We start from the raw sequence: 14,820 nt of genomic DNA, 5'->3' as shown, positions 1-14,820 counted from the left end.
CGGGTTATACGGCCGACGGGACGGACCCGCACGCCGCCGCGACCGGCGGCCGCACCGAAGGGAATGCCACCATGACCGACGAAGCGCAGATCCGCGAGCTGATCGAACGATGGGCCGCCGCCGTGCGCGCGGCAGATCTCGACGCGGTACTCGCTGACCACGCGGCTGGCATCGTGATGTACGACGTGCCGCCGCCAAACGACGGCGTCCGCGGCATCGACGCCTACCGGGAGACCTGGCCGCCGTTCTTCGCCTGGCTGGCCGCGGGCGCGGTGTTCGAGATCGTCGCGCTCGATGTCACCGCGGGCGAAGACGTCGCGTTCGCGCACGCGCTGCTGCGCTGCGGGACGCCCGAGGAGTTCCTGGCCGATCCGGACAACCGATTGCGGCTGACCATCGGGCTGCGCAAGGACGACGGCCGCTGGGTGGTCGTTCACGAACACCACTCGTTCCCGCTACCGACCGCCGATCCGGCCGCGGCCGAGGCGGAACTCCCTGCGCTACACCAGGATTGATACGACGCCCTGATGAGGAAGCCGGGCCCGGGCGGTTCGACTTCAGGCCGTGACGCCGTCGCCGTCAGTTGTCGGCGGCGGCGACCAGCGGTTCGAGCGTCAGCTTCGGGTGTTCCTTCTCGATGTACTGCAACCGCCACTTGTCGCTGAACAGCGCGAGCAGCGCGCCGTCGCTGCGGGTGAACACCTCGACGCCGCGCTGGCGGCCGAGTTCCTCCGCCGACGCGGCGTCGGTGCGCCTGGCCAGCGAGTAGCCGAGGTGTTCCATGGTGGTCTCGACGTTGAACTCGGCCATCATGCGCGCGGTGACCACCTCGAACTGCATCGGGCCGACGGCCGCGAGCACGGGGGAGGCGTCGCCGCGGACGTCGTTGCGCAGCACCTGCACCACGCCCTCGGAATCGAGCTGGTCGATGGCCTTGCGGAACTGCTTGTACTTGCCCGCGGTCCGCGCGCGCAGCACCGCGAAGTGCTCCGGCGCGAAGGACGGGATCGGCGGGTATTCCACCTTCTTGTCCACGAACAGCGTGTGTCCGGGCGCCAGCGCGGTCGCGTTCACCAGGCCGACCACATCGCCCGGGTAGGCGGTGTCGACGGTGGCGCGTTCCCGGCCGAACACGGTCAGCGCGTACTTGGTCGCGAACGGTCGTCCGGTCTGCGCGTGCGTCACCACCATGCCGCGCTCGAACTCGCCGGACACGATCCGCATGAAGGCCAGCCGGTCGCGATGCGCGGTGTCCATGCCCGCCTGCACCTTGAACACCACCGCGCTGAACGGATCGGTGGTGTTGCGCGGCGTGCCGTCGACGGCCTTGCGCGCGCCGGGCGCGGGAGCCAGCGCCACCAGCGTCTCCAGCAGCTGGCGCACACCGAAGTTCAGCATCGCGGAGGCGTAGATGACCGGCGAGGTCTGTCCCGCGAGAAACAGCTCCTGGTCGTGGTCCTGCCCGGTGGCCGAGAGCAGTTCGCTCTCCTCGACGGCGGTGATCCACGCCTCGCCCTCGCGCACCTCGGCGGACTGGGGGGTGATCGATTCCTCCGGCGCGATCGTCGCGCCGCCCGCGGTGCGGGTGAAGTGGATGTATTCGAGCGCCTCGCCGTCCGTGCCTCGGCGCAGCAGACCGCGGAAATCGCCCGCGATGCCGACCGGAAGGAACAGCGGCGTCGGGGTGAGGCCGATTCGCTCCTCGATCTCGTCGAGCAGCTCCAGCGGCGCCCGGCCGGGGCGGTCCCACTTGTTGATCACGGTGATCACGGGGATGCTGCGGTGGCGGCAGACCTGGAACAGCTTCAGCGTCTGCGGCTCCAAGCCCTTCGCGGCGTCGATGAGCATCACGGCGGCGTCCACCGCGGTGAGCACCCGGTAGGTGTCCTCGGAGAAATCGGAGTGACCGGGGGTGTCGACCAGGTTGATGACGTTGTCGACCTCGGAGCCCGCGGCGCGGTAGTTGAACTGCAGCGCGGTGGAGCTGACCGAGATGCCGCGGGCCTTCTCCATCTCCATCCAGTCGGAGACCGTCGACTTGCGGCCCGCCTTGCCGTGGATCGCGCCCGCCTCGGAGATCATCCTGGCGTGTAGCGCCAGCGCCTCGGTGAGCGTCGACTTGCCTGCGTCCGGGTGCGAGATCACTGCGAAGGTGCGGCGCCGGGCGACCTCGGCGGGCAGTCCGCGCGGGGTCGGCGCGACGACGTCCTCAGGGGCGGTCAACGTGAGCAACCTTTCACAGGCGAGCGAACGAACAACCTGTCCAGATTACGCGACCGGGGTTGCGCACCGCCGAACCGCGTCTGACCACCCGATTCATATGCCGCGTAAGGGCTGGGGTATGGTGTTCGGGTTGTCTCGGCGAGGGTGTCCGCAGACGTTTTTGCGACACCGTGATCGACGCGGCTCGGCTTCCGGCCGTCCTCGTTCGGTCTTCGCCCCGACGAGTAGACCAGAACCCAGCCCAGGGCGCCACCCTCCCTGGCGGGCACCTTAGACAAGCCCGGAAGAGCCGTAGGAGTAGATCCAGTCATGTCCGACGTCAACCTTCTCGAAGCCGCCGTACGCACCGAGTTCGGCAAGGGAGCCGCGCGTCGCACCCGTCGCGACGGCAACGTCCCCGCCGTGCTGTACGGCCACCAGGCCGACCCGCAGCACCTCGCTCTCAACGCCCAGGCCTTCGCCGCCATCCTGCGCGAGCACGGCACCAACGCGGTGCTGAACCTCGTCATCGACGGCAAGCAGCAGCTGGCGCTGACCAAATCCGTTGTGGTGCACCCGATTCGCCGCTACATCGAGCACGCCGACCTGCTCATCGTGAAGCGTGGCGAGAAGGTCACTGCCGATGTCCCCGTCACCGTCACCGGTGACGCCGCCGGGGGCACCCTGGTCACCCAGGAAGCCACCACCATCTCCATCGAGGCCGAGGCGCTGAACCTCCCCGAGGCCATCGAGGTCTCCGTCGAGGGCGTCGAGGCGGGCACCCAGATCACCGCGGGCGAGCTGCAGCTGCCGTCCGGCGTCACCCTGGCCGCCGATGCCGAGACCCTGGTCGTCAACGTCATCGCCGCGCCGGCCGCCGAGCCGGAGGCCGGCGAGGCCGAGGCCGAGGCCGAGAGCGCCGAATAAGGACGCCCGGAACCGGTTCGTCGATGACCGAATCAACGACCGGGCCCGCGCTCGTCGTCGGACTTGGTAACCCAGGTCCGGAGTACGAGCGCACCCGGCACAATGTCGGTTTTCTGGTCGCCGACGTGCTCGCCGAGCGCGTCGGCGGCCGTTTTGCCGTGCACAAGAAGTCCGGCGCCGACCTGTTGCAGGCCCGCCTGGACGGCCGCCAGGTCCTGATCGCCAAGCCGCGGTCCTACATGAATCTCTCCGGCAGGCCGGTGGCCGCGCTCGCCAGGTTCTTCTCCGTGCCGCCCACCGAAGTGATCGTCGTGCACGACGAACTCGATCTGCCCTTCGGCGCGGTCAAGCTCAAGCGCGGCGGCGGGGAAGGCGGCCACAACGGGCTCCGGTCCATCTCCAGCGCGCTGACCACCAAGGAGTACGTGCGCACCCGGATCGGCATCGGTCGTCCGCCCGGCAGGCAGGACCCGGCCGATTTCGTGCTCAAGCCGTTCTCGACGCCGGAGCGCAAGGAAGTTCCGGTGATCGTCGAGCAGGCCGCCGACGCCGTGGAACTGCTGCTGCGCGTCGGGCTGGAAACCGCGCAGAATCAACTGCACTGACCGATCGAACGCACCGAGCCGTCGACGGCACTGGACGCGGGCGAGAATCGGTGCTCAGGCCGGGAACCGATAGCGGGTCTGGCTGAACGACTCGCCCTTCCCGAACGCCAGGACCTTGTCCGGGGCGACTCCGAAGACCAGCGCGGTAGTGCCCTCGCCGTTGTCGAAACCACCGTCGCGGACGCCGAACTCCCAGTCCAGTCGCTCCTTCCAGAGCTGTGCGAGCCGCAGCAGCGTCGACTCGTCGGTGACCCGCGCCGCCCTGCCCTCCAACACCACGTCCAGGCCGCTGTCCGCGTCGTCGGTGCCGGTGGTCAGCGTGCAGCGCGGTTCGGCCGCAAGGTTTTTCGCTTTCTGCTCCGTCGCGCCCGTGCAGAAGTACAGGCCACCGTCGTGCCACACCGCATGCAGCGGGGTGACGTGCGGCGCGCCGGTGCGGCGCACGGTGGCGATCCAGAACATCCGCGCGGCGGCCAGCACGCCGTCCACCTCCGCCCACGGCCGGGGCGTGGCCTCCGGGCTGCTGAAGCGCTGATCGAGTTCGACGGTGGGCTCGGACACGATGTCTCCTCGGGGTCGGGGGTCGTCCGGTGCGCGGGTGGCTACCCCGCGCGCTCACCTGTCTGGACGACGCGACCCCGCGGAATTCATCGGTGCGCGTCAGTGCAGGTGGACGGCGGTGGCGGAGCGGCGCAGCTTGCCCGACGAGGTCTTCGGCAGTGCGCCGGGGCCGAGCACGGCCACCGTGCGGGGACGGACGCCGACCTCGGAGAAGACAGCGTGCACGATCTCGCGCTCGATGCGCTTGACCTCGTCGTGGTTCTGATGGTCGTTCGATTCCACCACCACGGCGAAGCTTTCGCGCTTCTGTCCCGCGTCCAGCCGGACCGCGACCGCGTTGCCGGGCCGCACGCCGGACACGCGCATGGCGGCCCGCTCGATATCGGTCGGGAAGATGTTGCGCCCGCCCATGATGATCACGTCCTTGATGCGGCCGCAGACCACCACCAGGCCCTCGTCGGTGAAGTAGCCGATGTCGCCGGTGTCGAGCCAGCCGTCCTCGTCCTGGGCCGGGCGGAATCCGTCGACCGTCACATAGCCGGAAGTCACTGCGGGCCCGCGCAATTCGATGACGCCGACGGAACGGGTCGGCAGCGGTTGGCGTTCGGAGTCGACGACGCGGCCCTCCAACTGGTCGACCAGGTAGCCGAGCGTCGGCAGGCGGCGCACGTTGGCGTGGCCGATGTGCTGATCCGGCACCGGCACCGCCTTGCCGAGCGCCTCCAGCAGATCGGCGTCGATGATGTCGAGCACCTGTCCGTGGCCCGCGTCGGGGACGGACACGGCCAGCGTCGTCTCGGCCATCCCGTACACCGGGGTGAGCGCCATCGGATTGAGCCCGAAGCGTTTTCCGGCCTCGGCGAGTGCCTCCATGGTGTCGGGGTCCACCGGTTCGGCGCCGTTCCACATGTAGCGGACGCTGCTCAGGTCGAGCGTGCCGTCCTCGGCCTGCTTCAGCCTGCGGGCCAGCAGGGAGTAGGCGAAATTCGGGGCCGCCGTGACGGTTCCGCGGTACTTGTCGATCAGCTGGGCCCACAGCACCGGCCGTGTCAGGAAGTCCAGTGGCGTCACGCACACCACCGTGGCGCCGAATTGCATCGGGACGCTGAGGAATCCGACCATGCCCATGTCGTGGAAGAGCGGGAGCCAGCTGATCATCACGTCGTGGTCGAGCTGGAATTTCACCCGGTCGAACATCGCGTAGGCGTTGACGTAGAAGTTGCCGTGCGTGATCTGCACCGCCTTCGGCGATCCGGTGGAGCCGGAGGTCAATTGCAGCAGGGCGACATCGGATTCGGTGGTCGGCACGGGATCGGTGTCGGGGCCCTCCGCCAGCTGGTCGATCCGCACCACGGTGATGCCGCGTTCGCGCAGCAGCGGTTCCGCCGCCTCGAACGGCGCGCCGAGGACCACCGCGTGCGCCTCGATCATGCCGAGCACGGTTTCGGTGTCGCGGGCCCACACCGCAAGGTCGGTGCGCGGGGTCGGTTGGTGCAGCATCGTGATGGACGCGCCGCGCATCCAGATCGCTTGGCAGGCGGGCGCGATGTCGACCGGCATGCCGGCGAGCACGCCGACCGCGTGGCCGTGGTCGATCCCCGCGGCCGCGAGTCCGCCCGCCATGCGGCGCGCCGTCCGGTGGATCTCGCCCCAGGACTGTCGCAGCGGCGCGTCCGGCTCCCCGGTCACCAGCCCACGGCTGGTCGACCGCGCCGTCGCGTACATCTCGTCGGTGAACCTGCTCACTGTCGGACTCCTCGTCACACGATGGACCGAGCACCCGGCCTCTTCCCACTATCCCGCGAGAAAGCCGCGACGTTAACCCCTCACCGCATCCGATATGTGCGCGGTTTCTGCGCGGGCTGTAGCTGCGGTTCTCCCTCAGTTATGCCCGTACGGGCGACGCCTATGCCTCTGCGTGCTCGTGCCGCGGGACGAGAAGGTGGCGGCGTAGGTGTCTACGTATTGGCGGCCCGATCGCCGTGCCAGCTCGCGCATCAGCGCGTCGGTTTCGGTCCGCGCGTCCGTGCGCGCCCCGGCGGGCGGGTAATGGCGTGGCGCGCCGAAGTGAATGCGCACCTTGGCGAATCGCCACATGCGGCTGCCGGGCGGATTGACCCGGTCGGTGCCGGACAGCACGACCGGCACCACCGGTGCGCCGGTCGCGATGGCCACCCGCAGCGCCCCGGTCCGGCCGCGGTAGACGCGTCCGTCCGGTGAGCGGGTGCCCTCCGGATGAATGGCCCAGATGCCGTCCTCTTCCAGGATCCTGGTCGCGGCCGCGAGCGCGTCCGCCGCGGCGGTGCCGCCGGTCCGGTCGACGGGCACCTGGCCGGAGACGGTGTAGAACCAGCGATTGAAGCGGCCCTTCCACCCCGTGCCCGTGAAGTACTCCTGCTTGGCCAGGAAGGTGACCCGGCGGGGCAGCACCAGCGCCAGGTACAGCGAGTCGATCACCGCCAGATGGTTGGCGGCGATGATCACCGGCCCGCTACGCGGCACGTGCTCGAGGCCGACCACCTCCGGCCGGCCGAGGATCCGCAGCAGCGGACCGAGCAGGACGTGCTTGAACAGGTGATACCACACGGGACCCTCTCCATCGGCGAAAACGTAGACAATGTCTACACGGCGCGCGTAGACATTGTCTACCCCACTGGGCGCGGGCGCCTCACCGAAGGGGCACAATGTTTCGCGTGGCAGGGAACGAACCGCTGAGCGAACGACTGATCGCCGTCGGCGTCGATCTGCTGGAACAGGAAGGTGCGGACCGGCTCGGGCTGCGCGCCATCACCCGCGCGGCAGGCGTCTCGCACGGCGCGCCCCGCCGCCACTTCCCGACCCACAAGGCGCTGCTGGCGGCCATCGCGGCGCGGGGCTTCGCCGACCTCGCCGAGCGCTTCGCCGCGTCCGACGCCGCGGACGCTCCGGCGCGAGAGCGGTTGCGCCGCATGGCCGTCGACTACGTGCGCTTCGCGGCCACCCGCCCGCAGATGTTCACCCTCATGTTCCGGCACGACCTCCTCGAAGGTTCCGGCGCGAACCTGCGCGCCACCACCCTCCCGCTCTTCGACCGCTTCGCCGATCTCGTCCGCCGGACCTGCCCCGCCACCCCCGACCGCGCCCTCCTCCTCTGGACCGCACTACACGGCCTGGCCACCCTCCGCGCGAACCGCAGCCTCACCCTCGTCGCGCCCAGCGCAGACGACTCGACACTGGTCGACGAAATCCTCGAATTACACCTCAGCTGAACAACTTTCCGCTGGTACGGCGCGTCGCGGAGCGGCACGCCGACGGCGATCGGTTCCGTCGGTGCGCGCCGGTACTGTGCCGCGCATGCCATCGCACCAGCATGAGCTGATCATCGACATGTTCCGGAGCCGACCGGACTTGATCCCGCCGTTGCTGGCAGCGCTCGGCTGGCAGCTGCCCGAGTTCGACAAAATCGAGAACCTGTCCGGTGACCTGCCGATTCTGGCGCCGACCGAGTACCACGCGGATTCGGTGGCGGTGCTGCATGCCGCGGCAGGGCCGGTGCTGGCGGTGGTGGTCGAGGTCCAGCTACGTCCTGATCCGGACAAGCGGTGGTCGTGGCCGGTTTACGTCGCCGCACTGCGAGCGCGGTGGAAGTGCCCGACGGTGCTGCTGGTGCTGTGCCCTGACAAGCGGACCGCGCGTTGGGCGGCGAAGCCGATCGATTTCGGGTATGGCCACCCGTATGCCCGGCTGGTGCCGCTGGTACTCGATCCGTCCGCCGTCCCGGTGGTCACCGACCTGGAAACCGCCAATACGCTGCCGGAACTCGCGGTGCTGTCGGCTGCGTCGCACCACACGCACCCGGACAACGCGAAGGTGTTCGCGGCCGCCGTGGCGGCACTCGCGACTTTCGAGGCAGACCGGTCCAAGCTGTACTATGACTTCATCCTCGAGAGGCTGCCCAGAGCCGCCCGATCCGTTTGGGAGACGCTGATGACCTCCACGCTCCGCAATTACGAATATCAGAGTGACTTCGCCCGCCGGTATTTCGCGGATGGGCAGCAGAAGGGGGAAGCGGAGGGCGAAGTCCGTGCCCTGCTCACGGTGCTGGAGGCGCGTGGCATTCCGGTATCCGACGAGGCCCGCGATCGCATCACGGCGTGTACCGACATCGAGCGGCTGACCCAGTGGGTGCGCCGTGCGGTAACGGTTGCGACGGCTGAGGAGCTGTTCGCGGAGTAGCGCCGAGCCATTGGAGCGGGCGCCGGTGCACTTTGGCTCCGCTGGTTTACAAGGTCATTGCTCTTCCATGTGTGACGACGGTGTGGGGAGACGCTGATGATGCGTATCGGCGGGCGCCCATACGTATATGAGAGCGAGTTCGCTCGGCGATACTTCGCCGACGGCGAGAAGGCGGGCATACGACAGGGCAAGCGGGATGCGATCAGAGACTCGGTGTTCGTCGTGCTGAACGTGCGGGCGATCCCGGTGCCGGACGATGTCCGCGATCGCATCTCGGCTTGTGCCGAGACCGAACAGCTGTCGGCATGGCTGCGGCGCGCGGCGGTGGTCGAGGACGCGGACGATCTGTTCCGCGATTAGCGGCGCGGGGGGAACGGGATTCGCGTCAGGTCTTCGGCGATGACCAGGTCGCCGGTGAAGTACTTCTCCGCTTCGGCGCGGTGGCCGTCGAGGGTGCGGTAGCGCTGGGAGAAGTGGGTGAGGACGAGGGTGTGGGCGCCTGCTTCGGCGGCGACGCGCGCCGCTTGGCCTGCGGTGAGGTGGCCGTATTCCTCGGCGAGGTGGGCGTCGGCGTCGAGGAAGGTCGCTTCGATGACCAGAACGTCTACGCCGGAAGACAATTCGTACACGCCTTGGCACAGGCGGGTGTCCATGACGAAGGCGAAACTCTGCCCCGGTCTCGGCTCGCTGACCTCGGCCAGAGTGACGGCGCCGCCGTCGATTTCGAGAACGCCTTCGCGTTGCAGGCGGCCGATGTCGGGTCCGCGAACACCGCGGGCGCGCAGCAGGTCCGGCAGCATCCGATGCCCGGCGGGCTCGGTCAGTCGATAGCCGAACGCCTCGACCGGATGCGACAGCGGCACTGCCTCGATACCGAAAGGCGCGTCCGGCGCGGGCAACGCACCGGGCCCGGCGATCGGCCGCGCCCGCAGCTCGACCGTCCGGTAGAACGCCGTGGCATTGCACAGCCGCTCGAAATACGCCTCGCCGGAAGCCGGGTAGTACACGTCCACCGGATGGGCGACCCGATCCAAGTTGATCCGCTGCACGATGCCGGGCAATCCGAGGCAGTGGTCACCGTGGAAGTGCGTCACCGCGATCCGCGTGATGTCGCCCGCCGCCAGCCCCGCGAACGCCATCTGACGCTGGGTGCCCTCGCCGGGATCGAACAGCACACCCTCGGCGCCCCAACGCAGCAGATAGCCGTTGTGGTTGCGCTGCTTGGTCGGCACCTGGCTTGCGGTGCCGAGCACGACGAGTTCGCGCTGCGACATCAGAGCGCGGCGACGGCGGCCACGAATCGGTCCAGTTCCTCGAAGGAGACGAAGCAGTGCGGGGACGCGCGGACCACCGAGTCCAGACCCCGCGCCGTCATGTCCAGCAGTGTGGAACTGGCGAAACTGACCGTGACCGTGATGTTCTGGGCGGCGAGCCGGTCGCGCACCTCGGTGGTGGCGCGCCCGTCCACCGTGAACGAGACGATGCCGCTGTGCCGGACGCCGTTGTCGCGCACGGTGACTCCGCCGATCTCGGGCAGCGCCTTGCGCAGGTACTCCGCCCGCGCGCCGATCGCGGCGTAGACGTCCTCCGGCCCGAGGTCGAGCAGGTATCGAACGGCCGCGCCGAGCCCGAGCCGGGCCGCCACATCGCATTCCCAGAATTCGAAGCGACTGGCGTCCGGCGCGAGCCGGTACTCGTCGGGGCCGGTCCACTCCGCGCTGTGTAGATCGAGCCGCTGCGGCTCCATCGAAGCGGCCAATTCCGGTCGCACATAGAGGAATCCGGTGCCGCGCGGCCCGCGCAGCCACTTGCGCCCGGTGACCGAGAGCGCGTCGACGCCGAGTTCGGCCACGTCGATCGGGATCTGCCCTGCCGACTGACAGGCGTCGAGCAGCACGAGCGCGCCCACCGAGTGGGCGATTCTGGTCGCCTCGGCGGCCGGGTTCACCAGTCCGCCGTTGGTCGGCGCGTGCAGCAGCGACACGAGCTTGACGCGTTCGTCGACCAGCTCGGCCATGGCGTCCAGGTCGAGCTGCCCACTGCCGTCGTCCGGGATCCGCTCGACCGTCGCGCCGGTCGCGCGGGCCCGCTGAATGGCCGCGATGGCGTTGCTGGCGTAGTCCGATCCGGAGATCAGCACGCGGTCACCGGGCCCGAGCGGGACGGAGTAGAAGAAGTCGGCCCAGGACCGCGTCGCGCTGTCACTGAGGGCGATGGCGCCGGGATCGGCGTTGATCAGTCCGCCGATCGCGGTCTTGACCGCGGCGAGGTCGTCGAGGCGTTCGTTGGCGGCGCGGTAGCCACCGATCTCGGCCTCCCTGCGCAGGTGGTCGACGACGGTGTCCAGGACGATCCTGGGCGGGAGCGAGGAGCCCGCGCTGTCGAGGAAAACCAGCCCGGAATCGGACCGGCAGCCCGGCGTGTCCTCGCGTACCCGTGTCTCGTCCAGCATGTCGACGACCTTATCGGTACGGAAGTCCCGGCGCAGGCGCTCGCGCAGTGCCCCAGGTAGGACCATCTGTTCGGTTGCTGGACGGATTTTTGTCGGTATCCGTGGCTACCCTGGTTGGAACGGAACCACGATGAGAGCGCGTTCGGATGAGTGTTCGAGCGCGGACGACAGCGACACGAACCACGATCATGGCGCTCGGACGGATGTCCGGCCCGCGCACGAACTCAGGTGGAGGTTGGCATGGCGGCCATGCTCGAACATCCGGAATCAGCCAGGCAAGCCATCGAGCCCGGCGATCTGTCCACGCGTGCGGCCGCCGAGGCCTATGTGGGCGGCGTCTGCTTCAAGTTGGGGCCACCGACGCTGATCGGCGCCGAGCTCGAATGGCTCACCGTGCAGGGTGAGTGTTCGGCGTCCGGGCCCGCGGCAGGGCCACGCCCGCAGCTGTCTGCCTTCGCAGCCGCCCTCGGACCGTACGCTCCGCGGTCCATCACCCCCGATTCGCCCGCGCTACCGCTGCCGGGGGGAAGCCGGGTCACTCTCGAACCCGGCGGTCAGATCGAACTCTCCAGCGCACCGTATGCCGCCGCCGCCGAACTGTGCGAGCGCCTTGTCGACGATGCCCGCTACCTGCGCGAGTTGCTCGAAACCCAGTGCATCCGAATCCTTTCGCTCGCCGCCGACGCGGACCGCCGCCCGAAGCGGGTGTTGCAATTGCCCCGCTACCGCGCCATGGAGCAGTCATTCGGCGGCATCGGCCCCTTCGGCAAGCTGATGATGTGCAACACCGCGGCCGCCCAGGTCAGCGTCGACGCGGGCGCCGACCGCGCCGAGGTCACCGCCCGGTGGACCGCGCTGTATGCCATGGGCCCGGCCCTTGTCGCCGCCTTCGCCTGTTCCCCTTCGCTCCACGGCGCACCCGACGGTGCCTGGGCCTCGCAGCGGATGCGCGCCTGGCTCCGCCTCGACAACGCCAGGACCCGCCCGCCGGTGCAGGAGTGGTCCGACCCCGTGGCCGCCTACGGCCGCTGGGCGCTCGACGTGCCGCTGTTGTGCGTGCGCAGACCCGACGCGGCCGCGAACGGCGACGGTCTCGGATGGGCGGCCCCACCGGGCGCGACCTTCGGCGACTGGCTGTCCGGCGCGCTGGACGACGAGATCGGCCGCCGCCCCGACATCGCCGACCTCGACTACCACCTGACCACCTTGTTCCCGCCGGTCCGAGCCTCGGGGCACCTGGAGGTCCGCTACCTGGACGCGCAGCCGGGCGACACCTGGACGGTGCCGGTTCACGCCATCGACGCGCTGCTGTCCGCACCCGCGGTGGTCGCCGAGGCGACGGCGCTGGCCGCGCCCGTTGCGGGCCGGTGGTTGCAGGCGGCCCGCTACGGTCTGGCCGACGCCGAGATCGGGAAGGTGGCCGTCGACCTGCTCGCCCTCGCCGCCGCGCACGCCCGCACGCGGTCGGCGGCTCGTGAACTCGACGACGCCTCGCAACGATGTCGTCGCGGCCGCACTCCGACCGATGCTCGGGTGGAGGCCGCGTCGTGAATCAACCAGCAGCGTGTAACGACCACGCGCACAGCATCATTCGACGAGGCCGCGGCGTGTCCGGTCCGTCCTGCCGCACTACCGCCCGGAGAGCGTTACCGTGACCACTTCTTCTGTCCCCACCGACCATTCCGGCACCGAGCGACTCCGCGACCGGATCGCCGAGGTGCTCACCACCGCACGCGCCAGGACCCTCGGTCTGACCGACGTCGTCGACGAGGCCGAACTCGTCGCCCAGCATTCCCGGCTGATGAGCCCGCTGGTCTGGGATCTCGCGCACATCGGCAACCAGGAAGAGCTGTGGCTGGTGCGCGACGTGGGCGGGCGCGACCCCGTCCGCGCCGATATCGACGAGCTCTACGACGCCTTCAAACACAAGCGGGTCAATCGCCCCGAATTGCCGCTGCTGAATCCGACCGAGGCCCGCGGCTACGTCGGCACCGTCCGCGACAAGGTACTCGACGTGCTCGACACCAGTGCGTTGCGTGGAAACCAGTTGGTGGACGGCGGTTTCGCGTTCGGCATGATCGCCCAGCACGAGCAGCAGCACGACGAGACCATGCTGGCCACCCATCAGCTGCGGACGGGGCCCGCGGTGCTCACCGCGCCGAGCGCTCCGGCGGCGGCCGTCCGGGTCTCGGGCGAGGTGATCATTCCGGCGGGCGAGTTCACCATGGGCACCTCCACCGATCCGTGGGCGCTGGACAACGAACGCCCCGCGCACCCGGTGCGGCTGCCCGCCTTCGCGATCGACGCCGCGCCGGTCACCAACGAGCAGTACCTGGCTTTCGTCGAGGACGGCGGCTACGAGCGCCCCGAGCTGTGGTCCGAGCGCGGCTGGGCGCACCGCGTCGAGGCCGGACTGGTCGCGCCCCAGTTCTGGGATCGCGATCCGGCCGGGCACTGGTGGCGAAGGGTTTTCGGCGTGATGGCCCCGCTGCGGCCGCACCAGCCGGTGCTGCACGTCTGCTGGTTCGAGGCCGAGGCCTACGCCAAGTGGGCGGGCAAGCGGCTGCCCACCGAGGCTGAGTGGGAGAAGGCCGCGCGGTACGACCCGGACACCGGCGCCACCCGCCGCTACCCCTGGGGCGACGCCGAACCCGACTCCGCCACAGCCAATCTCGGACAACGCCATCTCGAACCGGCCGAGGTCGGCGCGTACCCGGCGGGCGCCTCGCCCGCGGGCGTGCACCAGCTGATCGGCGATGTCTGGGAATGGACGTCTTCCGGCTTCGAGCCCTACCCCGGCTTCCGCGCGTTCCCATACCGGGAGTACTCCGAGGTGTTCTTCGGCGGCGACTACCGCGTGCTGCGCGGCGGTTCGTTCGGCACCGACCCGGTGGCCTGCCGTGGCACCTTCCGCAACTGGGATCACCCGATCCGCCGCCAGATCTTCTCCGGCTTCCGCCTCGCGCGCGACCTGGGCCGGGACGAGATCTGATGTGCCGTCACCTGGGCTATGTCGGCCCGCCGACGTCGGTGGGCGAATTACTTACTCGCGGTACGCATTCCCTGCGCACCCAGGCGTGGGCGCCGAAGGACATGCGCGAAGGCGGCGCCATCAACGCCGACGGCTTCGGTGTCGCGTGGTGGCGCGACGGCGCGGGGGGTGCGCCGGAGGCGAGCCGCTACCGCAACGCCGACCCCATCTGGACCGATCCGGCCGTGGAAGAGGTACTGCCCCAATTGGTGTCGGGCGCGGTGCTCGGCTCGATCAGATCGGCCACGGTGGGTATGCCCATCGAACGGGCCGCGTGCGCGCCATTCACCGACGGACGCTGGGCGTTCAGCCACAACGGCGCGGTCCCGGAATGGCGGCGGGTGCTGACCGCGGTCATGTCGGATCTGGACGTGGCCGCGACCCGCGCCGGTGCGACCCGCCTGTTCGAAACGGCGCGGCTGCTCGAGGTCGAATCGATCACCGATGCCGCGGCGCTGTGGGTGCTGCTGCGAGACCTGTTGCGCTCCGCGGAATCCGGCGGCTACGCGAGTTCTCCGGCGACCGCGCTGCGCCTGCTGGTCGCCGCCGTGCTGCGGCATATGCCGACGGCCCGGCTCAACCTGCTGATCGGCGACGGCGAGCAGGTGTGGGCCACCACGGTGCACCACGCGCTGTCCGCGCTGGTCACCGACGACGTGGCGATCCTCTCCTCCGAACCGTACGACGACGACCCGCGCTGGCAGCCGATCCCCGACCGGAAACTGGTGTACGCCAGGCCCGGCGTGCTCTCGATCGAAGAACTGACCCCGCCCGACGACTCCGTCTGACCGATCGCGAAGCCGCGAAAGCCCTTCCCATCCGGCCCG

The 14,820-nt window shown here is 69.6% G+C and carries 15 protein-coding genes; 9 read left to right on the top strand and 6 right to left on the bottom strand.

Annotated elements, in window-relative coordinates:
* The first annotated feature begins 71 nt into the window (after positions 1 to 71).
* Positions 72 to 515, top strand: coding sequence for a YybH family protein (locus AC3EO7_RS02955; RefSeq protein ID WP_431965381.1), 444 nt, complete (start codon positions 72 to 74; stop codon positions 513 to 515).
* Positions 516 to 579: 64 nt separating this feature from the next.
* On the opposite strand, the gene AC3EO7_RS02950 is transcribed toward AC3EO7_RS02955, so the two are convergent.
* Positions 580 to 2,223, bottom strand: coding sequence for a peptide chain release factor 3 (locus AC3EO7_RS02950; protein ID WP_435590384.1), 1,644 nt, complete (start codon positions 2,221 to 2,223; stop codon positions 580 to 582).
* 309 nt (positions 2,224 to 2,532) lie between these two features.
* Here AC3EO7_RS02950 and AC3EO7_RS02945 point away from each other — a divergent pair, with 309 nt between their 5' ends.
* Positions 2,533 to 3,129, top strand: a complete 597-nt coding sequence (locus AC3EO7_RS02945) for a 50S ribosomal protein L25/general stress protein Ctc (protein ID WP_435590383.1) — start codon at positions 2,533 to 2,535, stop codon at positions 3,127 to 3,129.
* Positions 3,130 to 3,152: 23 nt separating this feature from the next.
* Positions 3,153 to 3,734, top strand: coding sequence for an aminoacyl-tRNA hydrolase (pth, locus tag AC3EO7_RS02940; RefSeq protein WP_435590382.1), 582 nt, complete (start codon positions 3,153 to 3,155; stop codon positions 3,732 to 3,734).
* Between the two features lie 54 nt (positions 3,735 to 3,788).
* On the opposite strand, the gene AC3EO7_RS02935 is transcribed toward pth, so the two are convergent.
* The 3 genes from AC3EO7_RS02935 to AC3EO7_RS02925 form a co-directional block, all read right to left on the bottom strand.
* Positions 3,789 to 4,295: a pyridoxamine 5'-phosphate oxidase family protein gene (locus tag AC3EO7_RS02935; RefSeq protein WP_435590381.1), complete on the bottom strand. Its 507-nt coding sequence runs from the start codon at positions 4,293 to 4,295 to the stop codon at positions 3,789 to 3,791.
* A gap of 99 nt (positions 4,296 to 4,394) precedes the next feature.
* Entirely contained in the window at positions 4,395 to 6,041 is a 1,647-nt protein-coding gene (locus AC3EO7_RS02930) for a fatty acyl-AMP ligase (protein ID WP_431964847.1), read from the bottom strand.
* Positions 6,042 to 6,176: 135 nt separating this feature from the next.
* Positions 6,177 to 6,881: a lysophospholipid acyltransferase family protein gene (locus AC3EO7_RS02925; protein ID WP_435590380.1), complete on the bottom strand. Its 705-nt coding sequence runs from the start codon at positions 6,879 to 6,881 to the stop codon at positions 6,177 to 6,179.
* 98 nt (positions 6,882 to 6,979) lie between these two features.
* On the opposite strand from AC3EO7_RS02925, the gene AC3EO7_RS02920 reads away from it, so the two are divergent.
* From AC3EO7_RS02920 to AC3EO7_RS02910, 3 genes are all read left to right on the top strand, one after another.
* Positions 6,980 to 7,543 carry a TetR/AcrR family transcriptional regulator gene (locus tag AC3EO7_RS02920; RefSeq protein ID WP_435590379.1) on the top strand — a complete coding sequence of 188 codons (564 nt, stop codon included), beginning with the start codon at positions 6,980 to 6,982 and terminating at the stop codon, positions 7,541 to 7,543.
* Between the two features lie 85 nt (positions 7,544 to 7,628).
* Entirely contained in the window at positions 7,629 to 8,510 is an 882-nt protein-coding gene (locus tag AC3EO7_RS02915; protein WP_435590378.1) for a hypothetical protein, read from the top strand.
* A gap of 96 nt (positions 8,511 to 8,606) precedes the next feature.
* On the top strand, positions 8,607 to 8,870 hold the full coding sequence (locus tag AC3EO7_RS02910) for a hypothetical protein (RefSeq protein ID WP_431964839.1): 264 nt from the start codon (positions 8,607 to 8,609) through the stop codon (positions 8,868 to 8,870).
* Here AC3EO7_RS02910 and AC3EO7_RS02905 read toward each other — a convergent pair.
* Positions 8,867 to 9,784 carry a ribonuclease Z gene (locus AC3EO7_RS02905; RefSeq protein WP_431964837.1) on the bottom strand — a complete coding sequence of 306 codons (918 nt, stop codon included), beginning with the start codon at positions 9,782 to 9,784 and terminating at the stop codon, positions 8,867 to 8,869. The genes AC3EO7_RS02910 and AC3EO7_RS02905 overlap by 4 nt on opposite strands.
* Positions 9,784 to 10,962: an aminotransferase class V-fold PLP-dependent enzyme gene (locus AC3EO7_RS02900; RefSeq protein ID WP_435590377.1), complete on the bottom strand. Its 1,179-nt coding sequence runs from the start codon at positions 10,960 to 10,962 to the stop codon at positions 9,784 to 9,786. The genes AC3EO7_RS02905 and AC3EO7_RS02900 overlap by 1 nt, the downstream gene beginning before the upstream one ends.
* 240 nt (positions 10,963 to 11,202) lie before the next feature.
* Here AC3EO7_RS02900 and egtA point away from each other — a divergent pair, with 240 nt between their 5' ends.
* The 3 genes from egtA (at position 11,203) to egtC (ending at position 14,781) form a co-directional block, all read left to right on the top strand.
* Positions 11,203 to 12,513, top strand: coding sequence for an ergothioneine biosynthesis glutamate--cysteine ligase EgtA (gene egtA, locus AC3EO7_RS02895; protein WP_431964833.1), 1,311 nt, complete (start codon positions 11,203 to 11,205; stop codon positions 12,511 to 12,513).
* A 100-nt stretch (positions 12,514 to 12,613) separates the two neighbouring features.
* Positions 12,614 to 13,954, top strand: coding sequence for an ergothioneine biosynthesis protein EgtB (gene egtB, locus AC3EO7_RS02890; RefSeq protein WP_435590376.1), 1,341 nt, complete (start codon positions 12,614 to 12,616; stop codon positions 13,952 to 13,954).
* A complete protein-coding gene (gene egtC / locus AC3EO7_RS02885) occupies positions 13,954 to 14,781 on the top strand; it encodes an ergothioneine biosynthesis protein EgtC (RefSeq protein ID WP_431964829.1) in 828 nt (275 codons plus the stop codon). The genes egtB and egtC overlap by 1 nt, the downstream gene beginning before the upstream one ends.
* The last annotated feature ends 39 nt before the right edge of the window (positions 14,782 to 14,820 follow it).

The organism is Nocardia sp. bgisy118, assembly GCF_057708605.1.
The sequence above is the reverse complement of the archived record's forward strand: the minus strand, read 5'-3'. Positions and strand labels throughout refer to the sequence as shown.

What these genes read in the sequence shown, in the direction of transcription:
- AC3EO7_RS02955 (WP_431965381.1), top strand. Translation starts at nt 72, where the DNA reads ATGACCGACGAAGCGCAGATCCGCGAGCTGATCGAACGATGGGCCGCC.
- AC3EO7_RS02945 (WP_435590383.1), top strand. Translation starts at nt 2,533, where the DNA reads ATGTCCGACGTCAACCTTCTCGAAGCCGCCGTACGCACCGAGTTCGGC.
- pth (WP_435590382.1), top strand. Translation starts at nt 3,153, where the DNA reads ATGACCGAATCAACGACCGGGCCCGCGCTCGTCGTCGGACTTGGTAAC.
- AC3EO7_RS02920 (WP_435590379.1), top strand. Translation starts at nt 6,980, where the DNA reads ATGTTTCGCGTGGCAGGGAACGAACCGCTGAGCGAACGACTGATCGCC.
- AC3EO7_RS02915 (WP_435590378.1), top strand. Translation starts at nt 7,629, where the DNA reads ATGCCATCGCACCAGCATGAGCTGATCATCGACATGTTCCGGAGCCGA.
- AC3EO7_RS02910 (WP_431964839.1), top strand. Translation starts at nt 8,607, where the DNA reads ATGATGCGTATCGGCGGGCGCCCATACGTATATGAGAGCGAGTTCGCT.
- AC3EO7_RS02905 (WP_431964837.1), bottom strand. Translation starts at nt 9,784, where the DNA reads ATGTCGCAGCGCGAACTCGTCGTGCTCGGCACCGCAAGCCAGGTGCCG.
- AC3EO7_RS02900 (WP_435590377.1), bottom strand. Translation starts at nt 10,962, where the DNA reads ATGCTGGACGAGACACGGGTACGCGAGGACACGCCGGGCTGCCGGTCC.
- egtA (WP_431964833.1), top strand. Translation starts at nt 11,203, where the DNA reads ATGGCGGCCATGCTCGAACATCCGGAATCAGCCAGGCAAGCCATCGAG.
- egtC (WP_431964829.1), top strand. Translation starts at nt 13,954, where the DNA reads ATGTGCCGTCACCTGGGCTATGTCGGCCCGCCGACGTCGGTGGGCGAA.